Source organism: Citrobacter werkmanii (genome assembly GCF_008693645.1).
In the GTDB taxonomy this organism is placed as follows: Bacteria; Pseudomonadota; Gammaproteobacteria; order Enterobacterales; family Enterobacteriaceae; genus Citrobacter; species Citrobacter werkmanii.
The window spans coordinates 1,739,546-1,765,040 of record NZ_CP044101.1; the positions used below are offsets into that span (position 1 = coordinate 1,739,546).

At 52.7% G+C, this 25,495-nt stretch carries 19 protein-coding genes and 7 tRNA genes; 5 read left to right on the forward strand and 21 right to left on the reverse strand.

Annotated features, from left to right (window positions below):
• Positions 1 to 133 precede the first annotated feature (133 nt).
• The 5 genes from lnt to miaB form a co-directional block, all read right to left on the reverse strand.
• Entirely contained in the window at positions 134 to 1,672 is a 1,539-nt protein-coding gene (gene lnt, locus FOB24_RS08820; protein ID WP_038638779.1) for an apolipoprotein N-acyltransferase, read from the reverse strand.
• A 24-nt stretch (positions 1,673 to 1,696) separates the two neighbouring features.
• Complete coding sequence (corC, locus tag FOB24_RS08825) at positions 1,697 to 2,575, reverse strand: CNNM family magnesium/cobalt transport protein CorC (protein WP_038638785.1); 879 nt, start codon at positions 2,573 to 2,575, stop codon at positions 1,697 to 1,699.
• Between the two features lie 96 nt (positions 2,576 to 2,671).
• Positions 2,672 to 3,139, reverse strand: a complete 468-nt coding sequence (ybeY, locus tag FOB24_RS08830; protein WP_003835559.1) for an rRNA maturation RNase YbeY — start codon at positions 3,137 to 3,139, stop codon at positions 2,672 to 2,674.
• Positions 3,136 to 4,182 carry a PhoH family protein gene (locus tag FOB24_RS08835; RefSeq protein ID WP_019076268.1) on the reverse strand — a complete coding sequence of 349 codons (1,047 nt, stop codon included), beginning with the start codon at positions 4,180 to 4,182 and terminating at the stop codon, positions 3,136 to 3,138. Before FOB24_RS08835 ends, ybeY begins: the two co-directional genes overlap by 4 nt.
• A 153-nt stretch (positions 4,183 to 4,335) precedes the next feature.
• Positions 4,336 to 5,766, reverse strand: coding sequence for a tRNA (N6-isopentenyl adenosine(37)-C2)-methylthiotransferase MiaB (miaB, locus tag FOB24_RS08840; protein WP_085047762.1), 1,431 nt, complete (start codon positions 5,764 to 5,766; stop codon positions 4,336 to 4,338).
• Positions 5,767 to 5,913: 147 nt separating this feature from the next.
• Between miaB and ubiF the strand changes: the two genes are divergently transcribed.
• Positions 5,914 to 7,089, forward strand: a complete 1,176-nt coding sequence (ubiF, locus tag FOB24_RS08845) for a 3-demethoxyubiquinol 3-hydroxylase (RefSeq protein WP_137351033.1) — start codon at positions 5,914 to 5,916, stop codon at positions 7,087 to 7,089.
• A 104-nt stretch (positions 7,090 to 7,193) separates the two neighbouring features.
• On the opposite strand, the gene FOB24_RS08850 is transcribed toward ubiF, so the two are convergent.
• The 12 genes from FOB24_RS08850 to nagB all read right to left on the reverse strand — a co-directional run bounded on the left by FOB24_RS08850 (position 7,194) and on the right by nagB (position 14,087).
• Positions 7,194 to 7,268, reverse strand: a tRNA-Gln gene (locus FOB24_RS08850).
• 35 nt (positions 7,269 to 7,303) lie between these two features.
• Positions 7,304 to 7,378: transfer RNA gene (locus FOB24_RS08855), tRNA-Gln, on the reverse strand.
• Between the two features lie 43 nt (positions 7,379 to 7,421).
• Positions 7,422 to 7,498: transfer RNA gene (locus FOB24_RS08860), tRNA-Met, on the reverse strand.
• A 21-nt stretch (positions 7,499 to 7,519) separates the two neighbouring features.
• Positions 7,520 to 7,594 (reverse strand) — tRNA-Gln (locus FOB24_RS08865).
• A 37-nt stretch (positions 7,595 to 7,631) separates the two neighbouring features.
• Positions 7,632 to 7,706, reverse strand: a tRNA-Gln gene (locus FOB24_RS08870).
• A gap of 23 nt (positions 7,707 to 7,729) precedes the next feature.
• Positions 7,730 to 7,814: transfer RNA gene (locus FOB24_RS08875), tRNA-Leu, on the reverse strand.
• A gap of 8 nt (positions 7,815 to 7,822) precedes the next feature.
• Positions 7,823 to 7,899 (reverse strand) — tRNA-Met (locus FOB24_RS08880).
• Between the two features lie 223 nt (positions 7,900 to 8,122).
• A complete protein-coding gene (gene asnB, locus FOB24_RS08885; RefSeq protein ID WP_038638793.1) occupies positions 8,123 to 9,787 on the reverse strand; it encodes an asparagine synthase B in 1,665 nt (554 codons plus the stop codon).
• 251 nt (positions 9,788 to 10,038) lie between these two features.
• Positions 10,039 to 10,791, reverse strand: coding sequence for a ribonucleotide monophosphatase NagD (gene nagD / locus FOB24_RS08890; RefSeq protein ID WP_150344797.1), 753 nt, complete (start codon positions 10,789 to 10,791; stop codon positions 10,039 to 10,041).
• A gap of 57 nt (positions 10,792 to 10,848) precedes the next feature.
• Positions 10,849 to 12,069 carry a DNA-binding transcriptional regulator NagC gene (gene nagC / locus FOB24_RS08895; RefSeq protein ID WP_038638799.1) on the reverse strand — a complete coding sequence of 407 codons (1,221 nt, stop codon included), beginning with the start codon at positions 12,067 to 12,069 and terminating at the stop codon, positions 10,849 to 10,851.
• 8 nt (positions 12,070 to 12,077) lie between these two features.
• Positions 12,078 to 13,226 (reverse strand): N-acetylglucosamine-6-phosphate deacetylase, encoded by a 1,149-nt coding sequence (gene nagA / locus FOB24_RS08900; RefSeq protein ID WP_085047510.1) that lies wholly within the window; start codon positions 13,224 to 13,226, stop codon positions 12,078 to 12,080.
• 60 nt (positions 13,227 to 13,286) lie between these two features.
• Complete coding sequence (gene nagB / locus FOB24_RS08905) at positions 13,287 to 14,087, reverse strand: glucosamine-6-phosphate deaminase (protein WP_003022803.1); 801 nt, start codon at positions 14,085 to 14,087, stop codon at positions 13,287 to 13,289.
• Positions 14,088 to 14,429: 342 nt separating this feature from the next.
• On the opposite strand from nagB, the gene nagE reads away from it, so the two are divergent.
• From nagE to chiQ, 4 genes are all read left to right on the forward strand, one after another.
• Positions 14,430 to 16,379 (forward strand): PTS N-acetyl glucosamine transporter subunit IIABC, encoded by a 1,950-nt coding sequence (gene nagE / locus FOB24_RS08910; protein WP_038638803.1) that lies wholly within the window; start codon positions 14,430 to 14,432, stop codon positions 16,377 to 16,379.
• Positions 16,380 to 16,565: 186 nt separating this feature from the next.
• A complete protein-coding gene (glnS, locus tag FOB24_RS08915; protein WP_038638804.1) occupies positions 16,566 to 18,233 on the forward strand; it encodes a glutamine--tRNA ligase in 1,668 nt (555 codons plus the stop codon).
• Positions 18,234 to 18,665: 432 nt separating this feature from the next.
• Positions 18,666 to 20,072, forward strand: a complete 1,407-nt coding sequence (gene chiP / locus FOB24_RS08920) for a chitoporin ChiP (RefSeq protein WP_038638807.1) — start codon at positions 18,666 to 18,668, stop codon at positions 20,070 to 20,072.
• Between the two features lie 49 nt (positions 20,073 to 20,121).
• Positions 20,122 to 20,454 (forward strand): ChiQ/YbfN family lipoprotein, encoded by a 333-nt coding sequence (gene chiQ / locus FOB24_RS08925; protein WP_038638809.1) that lies wholly within the window; start codon positions 20,122 to 20,124, stop codon positions 20,452 to 20,454.
• A gap of 44 nt (positions 20,455 to 20,498) precedes the next feature.
• Here the strand turns inward: chiQ and tcuC are convergent, their stop codons facing one another.
• The 4 genes from tcuC to tcuR form a co-directional block, all read right to left on the reverse strand.
• The gene (gene tcuC / locus FOB24_RS08930) at positions 20,499 to 21,794 is read right to left on the reverse strand and encodes an MFS transporter (RefSeq protein WP_038638812.1); all 1,296 of its coding nucleotides are present in this window, start codon (positions 21,792 to 21,794) and stop codon (positions 20,499 to 20,501) included.
• A 53-nt stretch (positions 21,795 to 21,847) separates the two neighbouring features.
• Positions 21,848 to 22,987: a tricarballylate utilization 4Fe-4S protein TcuB gene (tcuB, locus tag FOB24_RS08935; RefSeq protein ID WP_150344798.1), complete on the reverse strand. Its 1,140-nt coding sequence runs from the start codon at positions 22,985 to 22,987 to the stop codon at positions 21,848 to 21,850.
• Positions 22,974 to 24,377, reverse strand: a complete 1,404-nt coding sequence (gene tcuA, locus FOB24_RS08940) for an FAD-dependent tricarballylate dehydrogenase TcuA (RefSeq protein WP_150344799.1) — start codon at positions 24,375 to 24,377, stop codon at positions 22,974 to 22,976. The genes tcuB and tcuA overlap by 14 nt, the downstream gene beginning before the upstream one ends.
• Before the next feature lie 97 nt (positions 24,378 to 24,474).
• A complete protein-coding gene (gene tcuR / locus FOB24_RS08945) occupies positions 24,475 to 25,401 on the reverse strand; it encodes a tricarballylate utilization LysR family transcriptional regulator TcuR (RefSeq protein ID WP_038638820.1) in 927 nt (308 codons plus the stop codon).
• Positions 25,402 to 25,495: the final 94 nt, after the last annotated feature.

Consider the following 25,495-nt stretch of genomic DNA (forward strand, 5'->3'; position numbering starts at 1 on the left):
GTGCGACCAGGTTGCACATTCAGCCAAAACTGCGTTTGCCTTGTATAACAAAGCAATAGACGTGCCAGAATGGGCAAGGTAGGGAGTTTGTCGGCCGGATAAACACATCGTTATCCGGCCTGGGGAAGGAAGGTTATTTACGACGCTGGCGCAGGCTCATTACCAGCGCGCCAAAGCCAAACAGTGCGGTAAGCAGCCATAGCGGCCAGTTACCGGTACGGGCATACGGGGTTAAGCCCGTGGTTGGCGTTACGCTGGTGGTCAGAACCTGGCGGGTAAACTGCGGGATCATCGCCTGAATTTCACCCTGTGGACCAATCACCGCCGTAATACCGTTGTTGGTGCTACGCAACAGCGGGCGCGCCAGTTCCAGGGAACGCATACGCGCCATCTGGAAGTGCTGCCACGGGCCGATAGACTTACCAAACCACGCATCGTTAGAGATGGTGAGCAGATAGTCCGTATCCGGCCGGAAGTTATCACGAACCTGTTCGCCAAGAATGATTTCGTAGCAGATTGCTGCGGTCAGCTTAAAGCCGTGCGCATGCAACTGTGGCTGCACATACGGCCCGCGGCTGAACGACGACATAGGCAGGTCAAAGAACGGCGCTAATGGGCGCAGGATCGATTCCAGCGGGACAAACTCGCCAAATGGAACCAGATGGTTTTTATTGTAGCGGTTACTGGAGTCGTAGCTGTACGGGCTGTCTTTACCCAGCGTGATGATGGTGTTGTAGGTGTCGTAACGGTTCTGCTTATTCAGCCGCGCGTCTACGATACCGGTAATCAATGTGCTGTTTTTCGATTTCAGCAGATCATCCATCATGCTCAAAAAACGCTGCTGGTTAATTTCCAGGTCCGGGATAGCGGACTCCGGCCAGATGATCAGCTGTGATTTACCCATTTCGGGCTGGGTGGCGTCGAGATAAATTTTCAGCGTGTTAAGTAGCTGACCCTCATCCCACTTCAGTGACTGCGGAATGTCACCCTGTACCATCGAAACCTGAGTTGTTTTTTCCGGCTCAAGCGTATACCACTGGATATAGCGCAGCGGGAAGGGCAGAGCGAAAAGCACCACGCCAGCAATCAGCGGTTTCCAGTTGCGCGTCACCAGCGCCAGCGCCAGCAGGCCGCTGACCATCATCAGCAGGAAGTTAATCGCTTCAACGCCCATCACCGGCGCCAGCCCTTTTAACGGGCCATCAATCTGGCTATAACCAAACTGCAGCCACGGAAAGCCGGTCAGGACCCAGCCGCGCAGGAACTCGGTTATCTGCCAGACAACCGGCGCGGCAATGGCGACGCGTAGCCAGGTTGTTTTCGGCCACAGGCGTGACAACACGCCAGCAAACAGACCGGTATAGAGTGAAAGGTAGGCGGCAAGCAGTACCACAAGGAAAACGTTAACCGGACCTGGCATACCGCCAAACTGCGCGATGCTGACGTAGACCCAGTTAATGCCGGAGCCAAACAATCCCAGGCCCCAGAAGTAGCCGATAGCGGCTGACTGAAGTGGACGGCGGTTGAGGGTGAGAGCCTGCAGGCCCATCAGCGATACGATCGCCGCAGGCCAGATGTCATACGGAGAGAAAGCCAGCGTCCCGCAGGCACCGAATAATAACGCCAGCAGCAGGCGAATGCGCTGGCGTTCAATTAGTGAGGCAAATGCCATGTAGTCTTAGATCCAGTTTCGGGTTTATTCGTCCAGTTTGGGCTGGGGTGAGTCGTCCGGAATTCTGACATGAACCTGAATAATACGACGGCTGTCGGCCATTGCCACTTTGAACTGGTAACCATCAATGTCGATAGTCTCCCCACGAGCGGGAAGATGACCAAAGGCCTGCATGACCAGACCACCAATGGTATCGACTTCTTCGTCGCTAAAGTGGGTGCCAAAGGCTTCGTTGAAGTCCTCAATTGGCGCCAGCGCGCGAATGGTCCAGGTGTGGCGACTGAGCTGACGGAAATCAATATCGTCTTCTTCGTCGTACTCATCTTCGATTTCACCAACGATCAGTTCAAGGATGTCCTCAATGGTCACCAGACCAGAGACACCGCCGAACTCGTCGATGACGATAGCCATATGATAACGCTGAGAGCGGAACTCTTTCAGCATGCGGTCAACACGCTTGCTTTCCGGTACGACAACCGCCTGGCGTAACACTTTCTCCATGCTGAAGGCTTCGGCATCGCTGCGCATAAACGGCAGCAGATCTTTGGCCATCAGAATCCCTTCAATGTGATCTTTGTCTTCGCTGATCACCGGGAAACGCGAGTGGGCTGACTCGATAATGACATCGAGGCATTCATCCAGGGTCTGGTTGCGTTTCAGGGTAATCATTTGAGAGCGGGGGATCATGATGTCGCGAACGCGCTGGTCCGCAATGTCCATCACCCCTTCGAGCATATCACGCGTATCTTCATCGATAAGGTCGTTCTGCCCGGAATCACGGATCAGCTCCAACAGTTCGTCGCGGTTTTTGGGTTCACCGTGGAAAAGTTGGCTCAGTAACAGGGAAAAAAATCCCTTTTTGCTGGTTAACGTGTCACTACTGTGTGAATTGTCGTCGCTCATGGCGTCGTATGGGTTCTCATGTTAGTTAATAGGTCGCTCAATGCGCGTAAACTCAGCGCATGGCTTCATGGGAAGCCCGGGCAGATGCCCGACGGCTTATTCCTTCTCGGCAATGTACGGATCCTCATAGCCCAGAGCAAGCATAATCTCTGTTTCAAGGGATTCCATTTCTTCCGCTTCATCATCTTCGATATGGTCGTAGCCGAGTAAATGCAGGCTACCGTGCACCACCATGTGCGCCCAGTGGGCCTCAAGCGGTTTACCTTGCTCCTGCGCTTCTTTCTCAACCACCTGGCGGCAGATGATCAGATCGCCCAGCAGTGGCATCTCAATGCCCGGCGGGGCTTCAAACGGGAAAGAGAGCACGTTGGTTGATTTATCTTTCCCGCGATAGGTCAGGTTCAGCTCGTGGCTTTCCGCGTCATCAACCAGACGAATCGTCACTTCAGACTCTTCCTGAAACTGCGGGATTACCGCATCCAGCCAGCCCTGAAACTGACTTTCTGTGGGTAAACCAGATTCGTCTTCACATGCCAGCTGTAAATCGAGAATAACCTGACTCATTTTTGCTCCTGCTCCTGAGCTTCGCGCTTGCGTTCCGCTGCCAGCTCGGCTTTTCGTTTCTGTTCTGCTTCTTCCCAGGCTTCATACGCCGTGACGATACGGGCGACTACCGGGTGGCGAACCACGTCTTCGCTATGGAAGAAATTAAAACTAATCTCGTCGACTTCGGCCAGCACCTCAATGGCATGACGCAGACCGGACTTGGTGCTACGCGGCAGGTCAATCTGAGTGATATCGCCGGTGATGACCGCTTTGGAGTTAAAGCCGATACGGGTCAGGAACATTTTCATCTGTTCGATGGTGGTGTTCTGGCTCTCATCAAGAATGATGAACGCATCGTTCAAGGTACGACCGCGCATATAGGCCAACGGTGCCACTTCAATGACGTTACGCTCGATCAGCTTTTCGACCTTCTCAAAACCGAGCATTTCGAACAGCGCGTCATACAGAGGACGTAAATAGGGATCGACTTTCTGACTCAGATCGCCTGGCAGGAAGCCCAGTTTTTCGCCGGCTTCCACTGCCGGACGGGTCAGCAGAATTCGACGGATCTCCTGGCGCTCAAGCGCATCGACCGCAGCGGCAACCGCGAGATACGTTTTACCCGTACCCGCAGGCCCAACGCCGAAGGTGATGTCGTGATCGAGGATGTTAGCGATGTACTGCGCCTGGTTCGGCGTACGCGGTTTAATCACTCCGCGCTTGGTTTTGATATTCACCGCTTTGCCAAATTCCGGCACGCTGTCCGCGCTTTGCTCAAGCACACGCGCTTCTTTAATCGCCAGATGAATTTGCTCAGGTTCAATGTCCTGTGTCTGACCGCGCATTGGGGCGGTATCGACATACAGGCTGCGTAAAATATCAGCCGCAGCGGTGACGCAAATTGGGCGACCGGTCAGCTTAAAGTGGTTATCCCGACGGTTAATTTCGATGCCGAGGCGACGTTCAAGCTGTTTGATGTTGTCATCAAATGGACCGCAAAGGCTCAACAGACGGGCGTTGTCTGCGGGTTCAAGGGTGATTTCGCGAGTGTCTATGTTCAAACTGTTCCTCTTTAGCATGTCTCGCCGGACGCTGAACATTTACCGGCATCTAAGGAAATTATTCACGCCATAGGGAAAAGGCGCAAGCATTGCAATAAATATGGGGATTGCGGGAGGAAATACAAGGCCCGTCAGAGCTGACGGGCCAGAAGATTAAGGCTGGTAAATACCTACGCCCAGATCGTTTTCTTTGCGGGTACGCGCAATGACCGACTCAGGGGATTCTGCGATGCGCAGGCCCATTTCGTCTTCGGTGCGCACCACTTTACCGCGCAGGGAGTTCGTCCAGACATCGGTAATTTCAACATCCACAAACTTACCGACCATTTCCGGGGTGCCTTCAAAGTTCACCACGCGGTTGTTTTCGGTACGCCCTGACAACTCCATGATGCTCTTACGTGATGTGCCTTCAACCAGAATACGCTGGGTTGTGCCGACCATACGGCGGCTCCAGGCCATGGCCTGCTGGTTAATACGCTCCTGTAGGATATACAGACGCTGTTTTTTCTCTTCTTCTGGTACGTCGTCAACCATATCGGCAGCCGGGGTGCCAGGACGCGCAGAGAAGATAAAACTGTAGCTCATGTCAAAATTCACGTCAGCAATCAACTTCATGGTCTGCTCGAAATCCTGTGTGGTTTCGCCAGGGAAGCCAACGATGAAATCTGAGCTAATCTGAATGTCCGGACGCGCCGCGCGCAGTTTGCGAATGATCGCTTTATATTCCAGCGCGGTATGGGTGCGTCCCATCAGATTCAGTACGCGATCTGAACCGCTCTGTACCGGCAGGTGCAGGAAACTCACCAGCTCCGGCGTATCGCGATAAACTTCAATGATATCATCGGTGAACTCGATCGGATGGCTGGTGGTGAAGCGGATACGGTCAATGCCGTCGATCGCCGCAACCAGGCGCAGCAGGTCAGCAAACGATCCTGTCGTGCCATCATAGTTCTCACCGCGCCAGGCGTTCACGTTTTGCCCCAGCAGGTTCACTTCACGCACGCCTTGCGCCGCAAGCTGAGCGATTTCAAACAGGATGTCATCCGCCGGGCGGCTGACTTCTTCACCGCGGGTGTAGGGCACCACGCAGTAGGTACAATATTTATTACAGCCTTCCATGATGGACACAAACGCGCTTGGACCTTCAGCACGCGGTTCCGGCAGGCGGTCAAACTTTTCGATCTCCGGGAAACTGATATCAACTACCGGGCTACGGCTAGTGCTTCCACGTACTTTGTTGATCATTTCCGGCAGGCGATGCAGAGTCTGCGGCCCAAAAATAATATCGACGTAGTGGGCGCGCTGGCGAATATGATCGCCTTCCTGAGATGCGACACAGCCACCGACACCGATGATGAGATTGGGGTTTTTCTCTTTTAACAGCTTCCAGCGGCCCAACTGATGGAAAACTTTTTCCTGAGCCTTCTCACGGATTGAGCAGGTATTCAGCAGCAGCACATCCGCTTCTTCCGCCACGTCGGTCAGTTGATACCCATGAGTGGCATCCAGCAGATCGGCCATCTTCGATGAATCGTATTCGTTCATCTGACAGCCCCAGGTTTTAATATGGAGTTTTTTGGTCATCGACTTGCTCTTGCGAAATTGTGGCTGAAATGCAGGGCGCATAGTGTACTGCTTTGGCGCGGTTGTGACCAGTATGACGGATGTCAGCCTCAAGGGGTAAAAAATCCTGTAAACTTACACAATACATGTAACAGGATGATTGACCACATGACAAATCAACCAACGGAAATTGCCATTGTCGGCGGGGGGATGGTCGGCGGCGCGCTGGCGCTTGGACTGGCGCAGCATGGATTTACGGTAACGGTCATTGAACATGCCGTTCCCGCGCCGTTTGTGGCTGATGGACAGCCCGATGTCAGAATTTCCGCCATTAGCTCCGCCTCGGTGTCGTTGCTGAAAGGGCTGGGGGTCTGGGATACAGTTCAGGGTATGCGCAGTCATCCTTACCGTCGTCTGGAAACGTGGGAATGGGAAAATGCCCATGTAATGTTTGATGCCGCCGAGCTTAAGTTACCTTTGCTGGGTTATATGGTGGAAAACACGGTTCTGCAACAGGCACTCTGGCAGGCGCTGGAAGCCCACCCGAAAGTCACGCTGCGCGTACCGGCGTCATTGATCTCTCTGCATCAGCATGATGATCGTCACGAGCTTGAACTGGCTGGCGGTGAGAAAATCAGCGCGAAGCTGGTGATCGGCGCGGACGGCGCAAATTCTCAGGTGCGGAAAATGGCCGGGATTGGTATTCATGCCTGGCAGTACGCGCAGTCCTGCATGTTAATCACCGTACAATGCGAGAACGCACCTGGCGACAGCACCTGGCAACAATTCACGCCTGACGGTCCGCGCGCATTTTTACCGCTGTTTGATAACTGGGCCTCGCTGGTGTGGTATGACTCACCGGCGCGTATCCGCCAACTGCAGGGTTTGGGCATGTCGCAACTGCAGGTGGAGATCGCCAAACACTTCCCGTCGCGACTCGGCAACGTTACGCCTGTGGCGGCGGGGGCATTCCCGCTTACGCGTCGTCACGCGCTACAATATGTCCAGCCAGGTCTGGCGTTGGTGGGCGATGCCGCGCATACCATTCATCCGCTGGCGGGGCAGGGCGTTAATCTGGGGTTCCGTGATGTGGATGCGCTGATTGACGTGCTGGTTAATGCGCGCAGCTACGGTGAATCCTGGGCCAGTCAGCCGGTACTGAAGCGCTATCAGAATCGTCGTATGACTGATAATTTCATTATGCAGAGTGGGATGGATCTGTTCTACGCCGGATTCAGCAACAACCTGCAGCCGCTGCGTATCATGCGTAATCTCGGGTTAATGGCCGCAGAGCGCGCAGGCGTACTGAAACGTCAGGCCTTGAAGTATGCGTTAGGATTGTAATTCAGGCAGGCCTACGGGGGAAATACGTAGGCCTGATAAGCGGAGCGCCATCTGGCGATAAACGCAGAAAAGCAAAAAGCTCGCCGAAGCGAGCTTTTTTAATATGGCTGGGGTACGAGGATTCGAACCTCGGAATGCTGGTATCAGAAACCAGAGCCTTACCGCTTGGCGATACCCCAACGGGCGCACCCACAATGTGGACGACTTTTGAAATTGGCTGGGGTACGAGGATTCGAACCTCGGAATGCCGGAATCAGAATCCGGTGCCTTACCGCTTGGCGATACCCCAACAATATTTTGGCTTTACCGAACGAGTCGATACGTCCTTAATATGGTGGCTACGACGGGATTCGAACCTGTGACCCCATCATTATGAGTGATGTGCTCTAACCAGCTGAGCTACGTAGCCTGATACTATTATATTCTTCGATGGCTGGGGTACCTGGATTCGAACCAGGGAATGCCGGTATCAAAAACCGGTGCCTTACCGCTTGGCGATACCCCAATGACCGTTGCGGTGAACCGCTATATCGAAGAAAAAATGGCTGGGGTACCTGGATTCGAACCAGGGAATGCCGGTATCAAAAACCGGTGCCTTACCGCTTGGCGATACCCCATCCGTGCAACGCTTACGGGTGAATGGTGCGGGAGGCGAGACTTGAACTCGCACACCTTGCGGCGCCAGAACCTAAATCTGGTGCGTCTACCAATTTCGCCACTCCCGCAAAAAAGATGGTGGCTACGACGGGATTCGAACCTGTGACCCCATCATTATGAGTGATGTGCTCTAACCAGCTGAGCTACGTAGCCATCTTTTTTTCGCGTAACCTTATCGGCGTTGCGGGGCGCATTATGCGTATTGAGCCTTGAAGCGTCAACCCCTTTTTCATTGAAAATAGCTGGAATGTGACTGTTTGGTTAGGTTGCGAACAGCATGGCGCAATATTCGGCAATTATTAGTTATTAATTGTTTTTTTGCACAGAAAACAGACATAAAAAAAGAGCCCCGTAGGGCTCTTTTCTAAGGATTAACTTATTTATAAGCGGACTGATGTACGCCAACCGCACGACCAGAGGGATCGTTCATGGTTTTAAACGCTTCATCCCATTCAATCGCTTTGGCGGAAGAACAGGCTACTGATGGTCCGCCAGGCACGCATTCCGCCGCGCTGGCAACCGGGAACAATTCTTCAAAAATCTCACGGTACAAATACGCTTCTTTAGACGATGGCGTGTTGTAAGGGAAACGGAAGCTGGCGGTTTCCAGTTGTTGGTCAGAAACTTGCTCAGCAGCCACCTCTTTCAAGGTATCGATCCAACTGTAACCGACACCATCAGAGAACTGCTCTTTCTGACGCCATGCGACGCTGGCAGGCAGGTAAGATTCAAAACATTCGCGCAGCACATGTTTTTCCATTTTGCCGTTGCCGCACATTTTATCCTGCGGGTTGATGCGCATCGCCACATCAAGGAATTTCTTATCCAGGAAAGGCACGCGAGCTTCCACACCCCAGGCAGACATCGCTTTGTTGGCGCGGGCGCAGTCGAACATATGCAGCGCCTGCAGCTTACGCACGGTTTCTTCATGCAGCTCTTTCGCGTCTGGCGCTTTGTGGAAATAGAGATAGCCGCCGAATACTTCGTCAGAGCCTTCACCCGACAGCACCATTTTAATGCCCATCGCTTTAATTTTACGCGACATTAAGTACATCGGCGTTGAGGCGCGGATCGTTGTGACATCGTAGGTTTCGATGTGATAAATCACGTCGCGGATAGCATCCAGACCTTCCTGCACGGTGAAGTGGATCTCATGGTGCACGGTACCCAGATGGTTCGCGACCTCTTGCGCGGCTTGCAGATCCGGTGCGCCTTCCAGGCCGACGGCGAAGGAGTGCAACTGTGGCCACCAGGCTTCGCTACGTTCCTGATCTTCAACACGGCGCGCCGCGTATTTTTTCGTAATCGCGGAAATGACCGAGGAATCCAGACCACCGGACAGCAGTACACCATAAGGAACATCTGACATCAGATGGCTTTTCACCGCATCTTCCAGCGCCTGACGCAGCTCGTTTTTATCGGTCACGTTGTCTTTGACCGCATCGTAATCAAACCAATCACGCTGATAATACTGACGAATTTCGCCGTCCTTACTCCACAAATAGCTACCGGCCGGGAATTCTTTGATTGTGCGACATACCGGAACCAGGGCTTTCATTTCAGACGCGACGTAGAAGTTACCGTGTTCGTCGTACCCCATATACAGTGGGATGATCCCGATGTGATCGCGACCAATCAGATAAGCGTCCTGTTCGCTGTCGTACAGGGCAAAAGCAAACATGCCTTGTAGGTCATCCAGGAACTCCGGGCCTTTTTCCTGATACAGCGCAAGGATAACTTCGCAGTCTGAACCGGTCTGGAACTGATAGCGATCGCCGTATTCCGCGCGCAGCGCCTGATGGTTATAAATTTCACCGTTAACCGCCAGGATATGCGTTTTCTTCACGTTGTACAGAGGCTGAGCACCGGCATTGACGTCGACAATGGACAGACGTTCGTGCGCCAGAATGGCGTTATCACTGGCGTAAATACCTGACCAGTCCGGGCCGCGATGGCGCATCAGACGAGATAATTCCAGGGCTTTTTTACGCAGTTCAACTGCGTCAGTTTTAATATCGAATACGCCAAAAATAGAACACATAACCTTCTCCGTTAACCTGTTGCGTGATGCTTTTTATGTTTGCTTGATAAAGAAAATGCCGCAAAGCGGGAGAGGGCGCAAGCGAATTACGGTGCGGAAAATAAAAAACGCAATGGTCATTGCTGATTGGTGAAAAAAGATTACGTAATGAGCGCTATTATTGATGAATCAGCAGTGAAAAGATGAATTTATTGAATGGGTGTGTTTTTCAGGCCGGATAACTTGCAGGTATTGTTATCCGGCCAAAGAGATTAAATGACGTCTATCTCAGCAACGGACGGATAAATCCAGCTCGGTCTGAACGGCATGCTGTCGATGTCGTCAAGCGTTGAGACGCCAGACAATACCAGAATGGTTTCCAGACCGGCCTGGAAGCCCGCCAGAATATCGGTACGCAGGTTATCGCCAACGATAACGGTCTCTTCCGAGTGCGCCTGCATTTTGTTGAGCGCCGCGCGAATAATCCACGGGCTGGGTTTGCCGACATAAAACGGCTTACGGCCAGAGATTTTCTCGATACCGGCGCACAGTGCACCGCAGGCGGGATAAAAGCCGCGGCCGTGAGTATCCGGGTTTGTGGCGATGAAACGCGCGCCGTTAGCGACAAAATATGCTGCTTTATGCATCATGTCCCAGTTATAGGAGCGCGTCTCGCCAACAATCACAAAATCGGGGTTCACGTCGGTAATGGTAAACCCGGCTTTATACAGCTCATGAATTAACGCGCCTTCACCTACCACGTAGGCTTTTTTGCCTTCCTGGCGACGAAGAAAATCAGCGGTAGCCATGGCGGAAGTATAAAAGACGCTATCGGGGACATTCACTCCCGCGGTGGCGAAGCGGTTTGCCAGATCTTGCCCGGTCTGTGAAGGGTAGTTAGTCAGCAGAACTAACGGCAGGCCTTTTTCCAGGAGCCCGGTCAGAAATTCTGCCGCACCCGGTACGGCGACATTGTCGTGCATCAGCACGCCGTCGATATCACAAATTACATTCTTAATGGTCATGAACAACCCAGGGAATTAGTTATGAGTCTTATAGTAATCCACTACTATATGAGAGCATTAGTTTTCCAGCAAACGTTGCAGCAATGTCCCGTTGAGCATCGCACGCTTCACCAGCGCAAAGGCGCCAATGGCGGAACGGTGATCCAGCGTGGAACGAACCACCGGTAAATTGTGGCGAAACGCTTTCAACGCCTGCGTGTTGATACAGCTTTCTATTGCAGGCAGCAGCACTTTATCTGCCTCAGTAATTTCGCCTGCAATGACGATTTTTTGTGGGTTAAACAGGTTGATGGCGATGGCGATGGTTTTACCCAAGTGGCGACCAACGTGTTCAATCACTTCTGCTGCCAGGTTATCGCCCTTATTTGCCGCCTTACAGATAGCTTTAATATTGCAATCATCCAGCGTGAGTCGGCTGGGATAACCCTGTTTCAGTAAGTTTTGCACGCGGTGCTCGATAGAGGCATTGGCGGCAATGGTTTCCAGACAGCCGAAGTTACCGCAGTGACAGCGCTCACCCAGCGGTTCAACCTGAATGTGACCAATCTCGCCCACGTTGCCATTGCGACCGATGAAAATTCGGCCATTGGAAATAATTCCCGCCCCGGTTCCGCGGTGAACTCGCACTAAAATGGAGTCTTCGCAATCCTGGCTTGCCCCGAAATAGTGCTCGGCCAGCGCCAGGCTGCGGATATCGTGACCGACAAAGCAGGTAACCTTAAAGCGTTTTTCGAGCGCCTCGACCAGCCCCCAGTTTTCGACCTGAATGTGCGGCATATAGCGAATGACGCCGCTTTCAGGATCAACCAGGCCGGGCAAGATGACGGAAATCGCAATCAGCTCGCGGATTTTCCGCTGGCAGCTGTCAATAAAAGTGGCAATGGTGTTGAGCAGCGCATACTCCAGCGTTTCCTGGGTGCGCTCCGGGAGAGGGTAATGCTCTTCGGCGACCACTTTACTGCTCATATCATAGAGCGTGAGCGTCGTGTCGTGACGGCCCAGACGTACGCCAATGGCGTGGAAATTGCGGGTTTCGGTGACGATAGAGATAGCGCGGCGGCCCCCGGTGGAGGCCTGCTGATCGACTTCTTTGATCAGCCCGCGTTCGATCAACTGACGCGTAATTTTGGTTACGCTGGCGGGGGCAAGCTGGCTTTGCTCGGCAATTTGAATACGCGAGATTGGCCCATGCTGGTCAATCAGGCGATAAACCGCCGCGCTGTTAAGCTGTTTTACGAGATCAACATTACCTATTTGAGCTTGTCCGCCTGGTGTCATTCTTTCTCTTACTCAGTAACGACCTCGTTGCCATTAACGATGGTCTTGATGATTTTAAAGTCGTGCGTAAACGCAGTCAGGTTGGCTACTTTGCCTGGCGCGATGCTGCCGAGTCGTTTGTCGACGCCAATGGCGCGAGCAGGGTAGAGCGTTGCCATGCGTAACACTTCGTCGAGAGCGATATTCGCATGTTCGACCAGATTGCGTACGCCTTCAATCATGGTTAATGATGAACCGCTCAATGTACCGTTCTCATCAACGCACAATCCATTCCGGTAGTATATTGTTTTACCAGCGAAAATGAACTGTTCAATATTGGCACCTGCCGGCGCGGTCGCGTCGGTGACCAGGCACAGCTTGTCGCCTTTCAGGCGCTTGGCATTACGGATGTTAACGTAGTCAACATGCAGACCATCAGCGATGATACCGCAATAAATATCGGCTTCGTCAAGAATAGCGCCCGCCAGGCCCGGTTCGCGGCCCGTTATATAAGGCATGGCATTAAACAGATGCGTTGCAAAGGTAATCCCTGCGCGGAAGCCGATTTTGGCCTCTTTTACCGTCGCATTGGAGTGACCGGCGGAAACCACGATACCTGCATTTACCAGTTTGGTGATGACCTCTACCGGGACCATTTCTGGCGCCAGCGTCACTTTGGTTATCACGTCAGCATTATCGCACAGGAAATCAACCAACGCAGCGTCCGGTTGACGGACAAATCCCGGATTATGGGTGCCTTTTTTCACCAGATTCAGCCACGGACCTTCCAGATGAAGTCCTAATGCCTGATTCGGGTGTTTCGCCAGGTATTCACGCATGACGCGAACGCCTTGTTTCATCAGGTCATCGCTGGTGGTGATAAGCGTAGGCAGATAGTTGGTGCAGCCTGATTTTTCATTGGCTTTCTGCATGATTTCCAGCGTTTCGACGGTCACGGCTTCTGCCGTATCGTTAAACTGTACGCCACCGCAGCCGTTTAGCTGTACATCGATAAAACCGGGGGAAATAATGGCCCCATTCAGTGAGCGCTGTTCAATTCCTGACGGTAACTCAGTCAGTGGGCAAACGCTGTCAATCAGGCCATTGGCGACAACAATCGCATGGTCATCAAGAATTTCGTGACCGGTAAAGATCCGGCCCTGGGTTAAAGCATACATTCCGACCCCCGATTTCAAAAAATGCCGCCCTGCAACTTATCGACAGGGCGGAGACATCAATTACAGACCTTTAATATTTTCCGCTTCTAACTCGTTAAAGTATTTCAGCGTTTTCACTTTCAGTTCCATGGTGGAAGGCTCATCGCACACCACAACGGCTTTTGGATGCAACTGCAGACAGCTGATGGTCCACATGTGGTTAACGTTGCCTTCAACGGCGGCTTGCAGCGCCTGCGCCTTCTGGTGACCCAGTACCAGTATCATCACCTCTTCGGCATCCAACAGGGTGCCCACGCCCACGGTCAGGGCATATTTAGGCACCTGGCTTACGTCGCCGTCAAAGAAGCGTGAGTTAGCAACACGCGTGTCGTGAGTCAGCGTTTTGATGCGGGTACGGGAAGCCAAAGAGGAGGCTGGTTCGTTGAACGCGATGTGACCATCGTTGCCTACACCGCCCATAAACAGGTGGATTTTACCGTAAGAACGGATTTTTTCTTCATACTGACGGCATTCTGCATCAATATCCGGCGCGTTACCATTGAGGAGGTTGATGTTTTCTGCTGGAATATCAACGTGATCAAAGAAGTTACGATGCATGAAGCTGTGATAGCTTTCCGGATGCTCTTTCGGCAGGCCAACATATTCGTCCATATTGAAAGTAACAACATGCTTGAAGCTCACCTGGCCCGCTTTATGCATTTCAACCAATGCCTTATAAGCTGTCAGCGGAGTACCGCCCGTCGGCAGGCCCAGAACGAACGGGCGATCTGCCGTTGGTTTGAACGCGTTAATACGGTTAACGATATGGCGAGCAGCCCATTTGCCGACTTGTTCAGCGGTATTCAGGGGGATCAGTCTCATTCTTCACCTCAAAAGTAAATGTAAGCAATTGGCGGATTGAGTCTCTGTGCAGTATTAAGCGTAACCTGGTTTTGCATCGGTAAGGATCAATCCGTTTCGATTTTTTGAATGATAAAATAAGTTTTCGTAGTTAGCCAGTGAAAGGGAGGGTTAATAACGATATTTGGTGACTGGAATCACAAAAAACACGCGTTTAATTTGCGATACGAATTAAATTTTCACACACTCAGAATGTAGATGAATGGTTAATATCGTTGATCCAGAATCTTGCTGTCAGGAATGGTCGCACAATAAAAATATGGCTTCAAAGAAGCCTAATCGGGGTCTCGTAGGGGGAATAAAATGAATATTTTAGGTTTTTTCCAGCGGCTGGGTAGGGCGTTACAGCTCCCCATCGCTGTGCTGCCAGTCGCGGCACTGTTGCTGCGATTCGGCCAACCAGATTTACTAAACGTACCTTTTATCGCGCAAGCTGGCGGGGCTATCTTCGATAACCTGGCGCTGATTTTCGCTATCGGTGTGGCTTCCAGCTGGTCAAAAGACAGCGCGGGTGCGGCAGCGCTGGCAGGTGCGGTCGGTTACTTCATATTGACCAAAGCAATGGTTACCATTAACCCGGCCATCAATATGGGGGTACTGGCGGGTATCATCACCGGTCTGGTTGGCGGTGCGGTGTATAACCGTTGGTCTGGTATCAAACTGCCTGACTTCCTGAGCTTCTTTGGCGGCAAACGCTTTGTGCCGATCGCCACTGGCTTCTTCTGTCTGGTGCTGGCTGCTATCTTCGGTTACGTGTGGCCGCCGGTGCAGAACGCCATCCATGCGGGTGGTGAGTGGATCGTAGGCGCTGGCGCGTTGGGTTCCGGTATCTTTGGTTTCATCAACCGTCTGCTGATCCCAACCGGTCTGCATCAGGTTCTGAATACCATCGCCTGGTTCCAGATTGGCGAATTTACTAACGCCGCTGGCACCGTTTTCCACGGTGACATCAACCGCTTCTATGCGGGTGACGGCACTGCGGGTATGTTCATGTCTGGTTTCTTCCCGATCATGATGTTTGGTCTGCCGGGTGCGGCGCTGGCGATGTACTTCGCTGCTCCGAAAGCGCGTCGCCCGATGGTTGGCGGTATGCTGCTGTCCGTTGCGATCACCGCGTTCCTGACCGGTGTTACCGAGCCGCTGGAATTCCTGTTCATGTTCCTGGCGCCACTGCTGTATCTCCTGCACGCACTGTTAACCGGTATCAGCCTGTTCGTTGCGACGCTGCTGGGGATCCACGCGGGCTTCTCCTTCTCCGCAGGTGCTATCGACTACGTGTTGATGTACAACCTGCCGGCAGCAAGTAAGAACGTCTGGATGCTGGTCGTGATGGGTCTGGTCTTCTTCGTCATCTACTTTGTGTTGTTCAGCGCGGTTATTCGTATGTTTAACCTGAAAACGCCGGGCCGCGAAGATAAAGAAGACGATATCGTTACAGAAGAAGCGAACAGCAATACTGAAGAAGGTCTGGCTCAACTGGCAACCAGCTACATTGCTGCGGTTGGCGGTACCGATAACCTGAAAGCGATTGATGCCTGTATCACCCGTCTGCGTCTGACTGTGGCCGATTCTGGTCGCGTAAACGATGCGATGTGTAAACGCTTAGGCGCATCGGGTGTCGTTAAGCTGAACAAACAAACTATCCAGGTCATCGTAGGTGCGAAAGCGGAATCCATCGGCGACGAAATGAAGAAAGTTGTGGCGCGTGGCCCGGTTGCGGCAGCGTCTGCTGAAAGTGCACCAGCAGCAGCGGCCCCGGTGGCAAAACCGCAGGCTGTAGCGAACGCAGTCACCGTTGAAGCGCTGGTTTCTCCGATTACCGGTGACGTCGTTGCGCTGGAGCAGGTTCCTGATGAAGCCTTCGCCAGCAAAGCGGTAGGCGACGGCGTTGCGGTGAAACCAACAGATAAAATCGTGGTTGCTCCGGCTGCGGGCACTATCGTGAAAATCTTCAACACCAATCATGCGTTCTGTCTGGAAACCGTTAAAGGCGCGGAAATCGTAGTCCATATGGGTATCGATACCGTCGCGCTGGAAGGTAAAGGCTTTAAACGCCTGGTTGAAGAAGGTGCGGAAGTGACGGCGGGTCAACCGATTCTGGAAATGGATCTGGATTTCCTGAACGCCAATGCACGTTCCATGATTAGCCCGGTTGTGTGCAGCAACAGCGATGATTTCGGCGCTCTGGTCATTAAAGCCGAAGGTCATGTGGTTGCCGGTCAGACACCACTGTATGAGATTAAAGGTAAATAACTGCTCCTGAGTAAAATGAGTTAAATGCCTTAAGCGGCGGGGGATATTCCTCCGCCGCTTTTTTTTGCAGCAATTGGCCCCAATATTTTCGATTGATACATATTTTGCGTAACTAAAGGTTGTCAGTCTGCCTGGCTTATAAGATCATATTCCGTTATACGTTGTTTACGCTTTGAGGAATCCACGATGAGTGAGGCTGAAGCCCGCCCGAGTAACTTTATTCGTCAGATCATCGATGAAGATCTGGCCAGTGGTAAGCACACCACGATCCATACCCGTTTTCCGCCGGAGCCAAATGGCTATCTGCACATTGGCCACGCGAAATCCATTTGTCTGAACTTTGGTATTGCGCAAGATTACCAGGGCCAGTGCAACCTGCGTTTTGATGATACGAACCCGGTTAAAGAAGATATCGAGTACGTTGAGTCGATTAAAAACGACGTTGAATGGTTAGGTTTCCACTGGACTGGCGACATTCGCTACTCGTCGGATTACTTCGATCAGCTTCATGCCTATGCGGTAGAGCTTATTAATAAAGGTCTGGCGTACGTTGACGAACTGTCAGCGGACGAAATTCGCGAATACCGCGGTACGCTGACTCAGCCGGGTAAAAACAGCCCGTTCCGCGATCGCAGCGTCGAAGAGAACCTCGCGCTGTTCGAAAAAATGCGTACCGGTGGTTTTGAAGAAGGTAAAGCCTGCCTGCGCGCGAAAATCGACATGGCGTCGCCGTTTATCGTGATGCGCGATCCGGTGCTGTACCGTATTAAGTTCGCTGAACACCACCAGACCGGCAACAAGTGGTGCATCTATCCGATGTACGACTTTACCCACTGCATCAGCGATGCGCTGGAAGGCATTACCCACTCGCTGTGTACGCTGGAGTTCCAGGATAACCGTCGTCTGTATGACTGGGTGCTGGACAACATCACCATCCCGGTTCACCCGCGTCAGTATGAATTCTCGCGCCTGAATCTGGAATACACCGTGATGTCCAAGCGCAAGCTGAACCTGCTGGTGACCGACAAGCACGTTGAGGGCTGGGACGATCCGCGCATGCCGACCATCTCTGGCCTGCGTCGTCGCGGTTATACTGCGGCCGCTATCCGTGAATTCTGCAAACGCATTGGCGTGACCAAGCAGGACAACACCATTGAGATCGCCTCTCTGGAATCCTGCATTCGTGAAGATCTGAATGAAAACGCGCCGCGCGCGATGGCGGTTATCGATCCGGTGAAACTGGTTATCGAAAACTACCCGCAGGGCGAGAGCGAAATGGTAACCATGCCTAATCATCCGAATAAACCGGAAATGGGCAGCCGTGAAGTGCCGTTCAGCGGTGAAATCTGGATCGATCGCGCTGACTTCCGCGAAGAAGCGAACAAGCAGTACAAGCGTCTGGTGATGGGCAAAGAAGTTCGTTTGCGTAATGCTTACGTGATCAAGGCCGAGCGTGTAGAGAAAGATGCGGAAGGGAATATTACCACCATTTTCTGCACTTACGATGCCGATACTCTGAGCAAAGATCCGGCCGATGGTCGTAAAGTAAAAGGTGTTATTCACTGGGTCAGTGCGGCACATGCGTTACCGATTGAAATCCGCCTGTACGATCGTTTGTTTAGCGTACCGAACCCAGGTGCGGCAGAGGACTTCCTGTCCGTGATTAACCCGGAATCCCTGGTGATTAAACACGGCTACGGCGAGCCATCGCTGCAGGCCGCGGTCGCAGGCAAAGCGTTCCAGTTTGAACGTGAAGGTTACTTCTGCCTTGACAGCCGCTACGCTACGGCTGACAAGCTGGTGTTTAACCGCACCGTTGGTCTGCGCGATACGTGGGCTAAAGCGGGCGAATAAGCCGCAACACATCCTGTCTAAACGCCGCTTCATGCGGCGTTTTTTTACGCCAAAACGTTTTCCAGGCTCCATTTGCGGAGCGAATTAATTACATGCCTGTAATAATGAATCGGCTGAATGTTTTTACCTTTAAATAACTTACCGCAATATGAAATCGGCTGAAACCGATTTCATCCCCATGGAAAACAAGCGGTTTTTTCTTTTTTTCAACGCTTTTTTATCTCCCGATGAAAATGTAACAGAAAGCAATGAAATATGTGCGGTTGCTCATACTATTACATACTCGTTACAGAAAGAGATTGATAATTCGCGTCGCGAAAAATAGTCTATTCATTGTAGTCACTGAGGTTTTCTTAGCACTACTTTTTTAATTTTTGTTTTTTCGCTGACCGCTTTTATCGGCAGCATTTTTATGTCAAAGAGGATTAACATATGCGTACGTTTAGTGGCAAACGTAGTACGCTGGCGCTGGCTATCGCCGGTATCACAGCAATGTCGGGTTTCGTTGTCGCTCCTCAGGCTCACGCCGAAGGTTTCATTGATGACTCCACTTTAACCGGCGGCATCTATTACTGGCAGCGTGAGCGTGACCGTAAAGATGTCACCGATCATGACAAATACAAAACCAACCTTTCTCACTCCACATGGAACGCCAACCTCGACTTCCAGTCCGGTTATGCGGCGGATATGTTTGGTATTGATATTGCAGCATTTACCGCGATTGAAATGAACGAAAGTAGCGAAAGCGGCCATCCAAACGAAATCGCATTCTCTTCAAAAAATAAAGGCTACGACGAAGATTACTCCGGCGATAAGAGCGGAATTAGCCTGTATAAAGCAGCAGCCAAATTTAAATACGGCCCAACCTGGGCGCGCGCCGGTTACATTCAACCAACCGGGCAGACGCTATTGGCTCCGCACTGGAGCTTTATGCCTGGTACTTATCAGGGTGCCGAAGCCGGTGCCAACTTCGACTATGGTGATGCCGGCGCACTGAGCTTCTCCTATATGTGGGCCAACGAATATAAAGCGCCGTGGCACACCGAAGTCGATAAATTCTATCAGGCCGATAAAAAGACCAGCGTAGATTACCTGCACTCAATCGGCGCGAAATATGACTTCAAAAATAACCTGTTGCTGGAAGCGGCATTTGGTCAGTCTGAAGGCTACGTCGATCAGTACTTCGCGAAAGCCAGCTACAAATTCGATTTAGGCGGTAACCCGTTTACCACCAGTTATCAGTTCTACGGCGCGCGCGACAAAGTTGATGATCGCACCGTGAACGATATTTATGACGGCACGGCCTGGTTGCAGGCGTTGACCTTCGGCTACAAAGTGGCGGAAGTGGTTGACCTGCGCCTGGAAGGGACCTGGGTTAAAGCGGACGGGCAGCAGGGGTACTTCCTGCAGCGTATGACCCCGACCTACGCCTCATCAAACGGTCGTCTGGATATCTGGTGGGACAACCGCTCCGACTTCAACGCCAACGGCGAAAAGGCCGTCTTCTTCGGTGCAATGTATGACCTGAAGAACTGGAACCTGCCGGGTTGGGCAGTCGGTGCGTCCTACGTTTACGCCTGGGATGCCAAGCCATCTACCTGGCAGCTCAATCCGGATGCGTACTACGACAAAAACCGGACTATCGAAGAGTCTTCTTACAGCCTGGATGCGGTCTATACCCTGCAGGACGGTCGTGCGAAGGGCACCATGTTTAAACTGCACTTCACCCAGTACGACAACCATTCAGACATTCCGAGCTGGGGCGGTGGTTATGGCAACATCTTCCAGGATGAACGCGACGTGAAGTTCATCGTTATTGCTCCGTTCACCATCTTCTAATGCCAACAGCGGCAGACCAGACGTCTGCCGCTCCGTTGAGGAAAGTGCTATGAAAAAACTGATACTCATCGCCATTATGGCATCAGGGCTGGTGGCTTGTGCGCAATCCCCTTCGCCGAAAGAAGACAGTCGCCTGAAAGAAGCCTACAGCGCGTGTATTAACACCGCGCAAGGATCGCCGGAGAAAATTGAAGCCTGCCAAAGCGTGCTGAATGTGTTGAAGAAAGAAAAGCAGCACCAGCAGTTTGCTAATGAAGAAAGCGTACGCGTACTGGATTATCAGCAGTGTATCCAGGCCACGCGCACGGGTAACGATCAGTCCGTTAATGCTGATTGTGACAAGGTCTGGCAGGAAATTCGTAGCAAGAACGCTGCGCAGTAATTCGAAAAATGCTACGGGCGGAGAATTTTCCGCCCGTTTGCTTTTCAGAGCTTATGTTCCACTGGTTGATAGCCCCGACTCAGTCGGACAAACAGCATTGCCGTGGCGGCGAGTCCACAAAGTGCTGCGCACATCAGCCACCATCCAGGTGAGCTTTTATCCCCGGTTAGCTGGACCAGCGCCGTGGATATGACTGGTGTAAGGCCGCCAAAAATCGCCGTGGCAAGACTGAATGCCAGTGAAAAGCCCACCGTACGGACATAGACAGGCATCACCTCGGTGAGTGCCGCGACCATTGCCCCGTTGTACATGCCAAAAAAGAACGAGAACCAAAGCAGGACCAGCGTCATGCGCATGAAGTCTGGCGCGGCGGTGAGCCAGTGCATTACCGGCCAGGTGGTAAGCAGTGCGAGTACGGTAATCCCCATCAATACCGGACGACGACCAATTCGGTCAGATATCGCTCCGCCAATCGGCAGCCAAATAAAGTTAGAAATACCGACCAGCATGGTGACTACCAGGCTATCGCGCGCGCTCAGGTGGAGTACGGCCCTGCCGTAGGTTGGGGTGTAGACGGTAATAAAGTAAAACGTCGTGGTGGTCATCGCTACCAGCAGCGTACCCGCAGCGATCAGACGCCAGTTTTTGATGATAGTGGTGAAAATTTCCCTGGTGTCGGGACGGTGCGTACGTTGTAAAAATGCGTCTGTTTCCTGAAGCGAACGGCGCAGGACGAAGATCAACGGAATAATCATACAACCAATAAAAAACGGAATGCGCCAGCCCCATTCAGAGATCTCATCGTGCCCCAGTGTGGCATTCAGAGCGTAGCCAATCAGCGCCGCCACCACAATGGCGACCTGTTGGCTGGCGGACTGCCAACTGGTGTAGAAACCTTTATTGCCAGGCGTGGCGATTTCAGAAAGATAAACCGAAACGCCTCCCAGCTCTACGCCCGCAGAGAAGCCTTGCAATAATCGACCGACTAATACCAGCACAGGGGCCAGCAGGCCAATGCTTTGATAACCGGGAACCAGGGCAATCAGCAGGGTACCGCAGCCCATGATCGCCAGCGTCACCATCAGTCCTTTACGGCGACCAATTCTGTCGATGTAAGCACCCAGCACGATTGCGCCAACGGGCCGCATTAAAAAACCCGAACCGAAAACCGCAAAGGTCAACATGAGCCCGGCAAATTCACTCTCCGCGGGGAAGAACGTCTTTGCGATATAGGTGGCGTAAAACCCGAACAGAAAAAAGTCGAACTGTTCGAGAAAATTACCGCTGGTTACCCGCAGTATTGCGCCGAAAGTTCCGGCGCGCGATGGTTGTTGTGTCATTAGGGTTGCTCCACTGTCTTATCATAATATTTATAGAGGTAAGAGTTTGCGGGTTAGTCGCTTGTGACCCCCGCTTGTTTGCCGCGCCGTTTCTCAATCGCCCACTTGAGTAAGGCTGCGCAGCGGTAAAATCCGTGGGCAAATTTTCCGTAAGGAATGGTCAGAAAAAGCGCCATGACCACGCCGAGATGAATAGCCAGTAAAATAGCCATCCATGAGGTGTCTCTTCCCGCCAGCAGCGCCAGACCGGTCAGACTGGTCAGCAGCAGCAGCAAAATAAAACCGCGATCCATCGGTTTTTGCCGTGCGTCGCCGTGTAGCGGTGAGCGTTTAAGATTCAGCCATAGCAAGCCAGCCGGGCCGACAACCAGACCAATTCCGCCCAGCGTGCCCAGCATCACCGGAACGCTGAAGAACGGGTAGGGCGCTTCTATGCCTGCAAAGTAGTGATAGCCTGTAGCCACCACGGTGGCGGCAAAGCAGAGCATAAAACCGTAGAAGGTAAAGTGGTGGAAACGGCGGCGCATCAGGGTGAAAGCATCATCCGCTTCGTTACAACCTTTGCCGTGGCCACCATCGAGATATTTCAGCGTCAGCGCATCGTGTGAGGCTTCAGCAATCTCGGCGGAACGCGGCATACCCGGAGAGATCTCGCGCCAGAAGCGGATCACGCCCGCCATCAGCAAACCGATCGCCAGAATAAAGACCGAACCAAACATCCAGGCCAGCAGGTTATGCGGGAAAATTTGATAGAAATCCCCGGCCAGCGGAGGATGGAATAGTGAACCTTTCAAACCTATAGCGAGGAGTAAAAACAGGATCAGACCGAAAACCAGCGCCAGCATCACGGTTACGCCCGCGCGACGATAAAGCGCGCCAAAGGCGGCGGGTTGCGCATAATGCTGATAGGTTTCGAGCCGGACCTCCGCCATCGCCTTTGGTACGTTGATGGCAAATTCATGAGGCGGGGCATACTGACACGCGTGCAGGCAAGCGCCGCAGTTATGGCACAAGTTCGCCAGATAGTTGATATCCGCTTTACCGAATTCCAGACGTTGCGTCATCGCCGGGAATACGGCGCAAAAGCCTTCACAATAGCGACAGGCATTGCACACCTGCATCACACGTTCAACTTCAGCTTCCGGTTCGGTGATAATTTGCGCTTCGATGATCAGTTTCTCAAGCTGCTTCATGACGTGTCTCCTTACGTGCGGCCAGCGCGGCTTCTTTTCCGGCAATGCGGCCAAAGGTGGTGCCGATCGACATCCCCACGCCAGCGGTGTAGCCCTTGCCCAACACGTTGCCCGCCATCATCTCTCCGGCGACGAACAGGTTACGGCTTGGAAGCCCGGCAAAATGCACAGCGGCGTGTTCGTTCACTTTTAACCCAAGATAAGTGAAGGTGATCCCTGGCCGCAGGGCATAGCCGTAGTATGGCGGCTGGTCCAGTGGTCGCGCCCAGTGCGTTTTCGCGGGTAGCAAATCTTTGGTGGCGCAGTTATCCAGAACGGTGTGGTCGAACTGACCTGGCTGGCAGGCGTTGTTGTATTGCGTCACGGTGTGGGTAAAACGTTCGGCATCCAGTCCTAACTGAAGAGCCAGCTCTGCCAACGTATTGGCCTGCGCGCCGGGAAAGACCGGCGGCATAAAGTGGCCAATAGCTTTACTGTCGATGATGGAGTAGCCAATCTGCCCTGGCTGTTGAGCGACCAGACGTCCCCAGATGGCGTAGCGTTTGGGCCAGAAATCTTCACCTTCATCATAAAAGCGCTCAGCGTCCCGGTTCACCACTATACCGAGCGAGACGCAGTCCACGCGGGTGCAAATCCCGCCGTCATATAATGGCGCTCTGGCATCAATGGCCACGCAGTGTGACTGGGAGGGATCGCCGATAATGTCGGCTCCGGCATCCATCATAAATTTGAGCAGTACGCCCTGGTTAAAGCGCGTGCCGCGAATCAGGAAGTTATCCGCTGGCCATTCGCCGCGCTTGTTCTCTCCCCATGCTTCTCGTAGCCATTCGCGGTTAGACTCAAAACCGCCAGCGGCAAGCACGCAGGATTTAGCGGTGATGCGCTCTTCGCCTGCCAGCGCCGCCACGAACTCGCCATTACGCAGTTCAAGCGCCTGAACCGGGGTGTTATAGCGGATCTGCACTCCCAGCTTTTCTGCGCTGCGATAATAGGCATTCACAAGGGCCTTTCCACCGCCCATAAAAAAGGCGTTGGTTCGCGCCACGTGTAAAGCGCCAGAGAGAGGTGGCTGAAAGTTAACGCCGTGCTGGCGCATCCAGTCGCGGCATTGTGAAGAGGTACGGATCACCAGACGCGCCAGCGCTTCGTTGGTATTCCCTTCCGTGACGCGCCACAGATCTTGCCAGAATTCTTCTTCAGGATAGCTGTCCACCAGCACATCCTGCGGCGCATCATGCATACAACGTAAATTACGCGTGTGTTGGGAGTTTCCTCCGCGCCATTCCCGGGGGGCCGCTTCGAGCAGGAGTACCGAAGCTCCTTGCTCCCGGGCGGTCAAGGCAGCACATAACGCGGCATTACCACCACCAATCACCAGAACATCAACCATCGTATACTCCATTACCATTTAACTATTTGTTAAATTTGTAATTGAAATGTATACGCACAGCTGGTGCGGGCGCTATGATGTGGTGCTAAACAGTACTTTAGTTATTGTAAAGAGTAGCGCCAGGCCAGCTTCCTGCTTCCACCAGTTGATGCATAACTTTCGTCAGCACCACACGGGCGGCAAGGCCTGCCGGGGTAAGTTCATCGTCAGAGAGGCTGACCAGAAAGTTAGGGCGGCTAAGTATCGGATTATAGACGCCGATCACTCTTAGAGTTTCTTTATCGAGATGGGAGATCGCCGCACCGGGCTGAAGAGTGGCGCCAATGCCACTGCGTACGGCGCGCATCAGTAACGCCAGACCATCAATTTCAGTAGCGATCTCAATATTTAGCGCGTGTTCCTGGCAGATGGCATCCAGCCTGCCGCGCAGACCATGTCCCGGGCTTGGCATGATCAATGGAATATTTGCCAGTTGGGCTGGAGCAATATTGTCGTCGACAATATCAGCCAATAGGGCATGGGTCCCAATCAAAAACAGCCGTTCTTCAAGAATCGGTCTGGCGCTCCAGCGCAGGATCTTTTCTTTTTGAAACACGACAGCCAGATCAATCTGGCGGGTATTAATCATTCGTTCCAGGTTGCCAGAGAGACTTTCCACCACATGCAGGCGAACATCAGCATAGCTTTCCCGCATGGCGTGAATAAATGGCATGCCGAGAACGGAAGCGGTACTGGGGGCCATACCGACGCTGACGTGTCCGGAAAGTCGGGCCTCGCGCGCGGCGAGGATTGCATCGTCTGCATGCCGGAGCGCCAGCTGCGCCTGGGAGTAAAAAGCCAGTCCGGCGCTGGTGGGCGTCACACCGCGCGAGGTGCGTTGAAGCAGACGAATAGCAAGTTCGCTTTCCAGGCGCGTCATTTGCTGACTGAGTGCCGAAACACCGATATTGAGATCGAGCGCCGCGCTACCCATGCTGCCGGTTTCTACAATACGCACAAAATAGCGTAGTTGACGAAGTTCCATTTCAACTCTCCGAATGGCAATTGATTTTTACATTAAAGCAACATTGACGTAGAAGGAAGAGGGGGATGGTCAAATTTGGCCCATAAAAAAAGCC

Excerpts from the sequence above, each read along its gene's own strand:
- nagC (WP_038638799.1), bottom strand. The coding sequence starts at position 12,069 with ATGACACCAGGCGGACAAGCTCAAATAGGTAATGTTGATCTCGTAAAA.
- tcuC (WP_038638812.1), bottom strand. The coding sequence starts at position 21,794 with ATGACACAACAACCATCGCGCGCCGGAACTTTCGGCGCAATACTGCGG.
- tcuB (WP_150344798.1), bottom strand. The coding sequence starts at position 22,987 with ATGAAGCAGCTTGAGAAACTGATCATCGAAGCGCAAATTATCACCGAA.
- nagB (WP_003022803.1), bottom strand. The coding sequence starts at position 14,087 with ATGAGACTGATCCCCCTGAATACCGCTGAACAAGTCGGCAAATGGGCT.
- chiP (WP_038638807.1), top strand. The coding sequence starts at position 18,666 with ATGCGTACGTTTAGTGGCAAACGTAGTACGCTGGCGCTGGCTATCGCC.
- nagE (WP_038638803.1), top strand. The coding sequence starts at position 14,430 with ATGAATATTTTAGGTTTTTTCCAGCGGCTGGGTAGGGCGTTACAGCTC.
- corC (WP_038638785.1), bottom strand. The coding sequence starts at position 2,575 with ATGAGCGACGACAATTCACACAGTAGTGACACGTTAACCAGCAAAAAG.
- chiQ (WP_038638809.1), top strand. The coding sequence starts at position 20,122 with ATGAAAAAACTGATACTCATCGCCATTATGGCATCAGGGCTGGTGGCT.
- ybeY (WP_003835559.1), bottom strand. The coding sequence starts at position 3,139 with ATGAGTCAGGTTATTCTCGATTTACAGCTGGCATGTGAAGACGAATCT.
- asnB (WP_038638793.1), bottom strand. The coding sequence starts at position 9,787 with ATGTGTTCTATTTTTGGCGTATTCGATATTAAAACTGACGCAGTTGAA.
- lnt (WP_038638779.1), bottom strand. The coding sequence starts at position 1,672 with ATGGCATTTGCCTCACTAATTGAACGCCAGCGCATTCGCCTGCTGCTG.
- tcuR (WP_038638820.1), bottom strand. The coding sequence starts at position 25,401 with ATGGAACTTCGTCAACTACGCTATTTTGTGCGTATTGTAGAAACCGGC.
- nagA (WP_085047510.1), bottom strand. The coding sequence starts at position 13,226 with ATGTATGCTTTAACCCAGGGCCGGATCTTTACCGGTCACGAAATTCTT.
- ubiF (WP_137351033.1), top strand. The coding sequence starts at position 5,914 with ATGACAAATCAACCAACGGAAATTGCCATTGTCGGCGGGGGGATGGTC.
- miaB (WP_085047762.1), bottom strand. The coding sequence starts at position 5,766 with ATGACCAAAAAACTCCATATTAAAACCTGGGGCTGTCAGATGAACGAA.
- nagD (WP_150344797.1), bottom strand. The coding sequence starts at position 10,791 with ATGACCATTAAGAATGTAATTTGTGATATCGACGGCGTGCTGATGCAC.
- glnS (WP_038638804.1), top strand. The coding sequence starts at position 16,566 with ATGAGTGAGGCTGAAGCCCGCCCGAGTAACTTTATTCGTCAGATCATC.
- tcuA (WP_150344799.1), bottom strand. The coding sequence starts at position 24,377 with ATGGTTGATGTTCTGGTGATTGGTGGTGGTAATGCCGCGTTATGTGCT.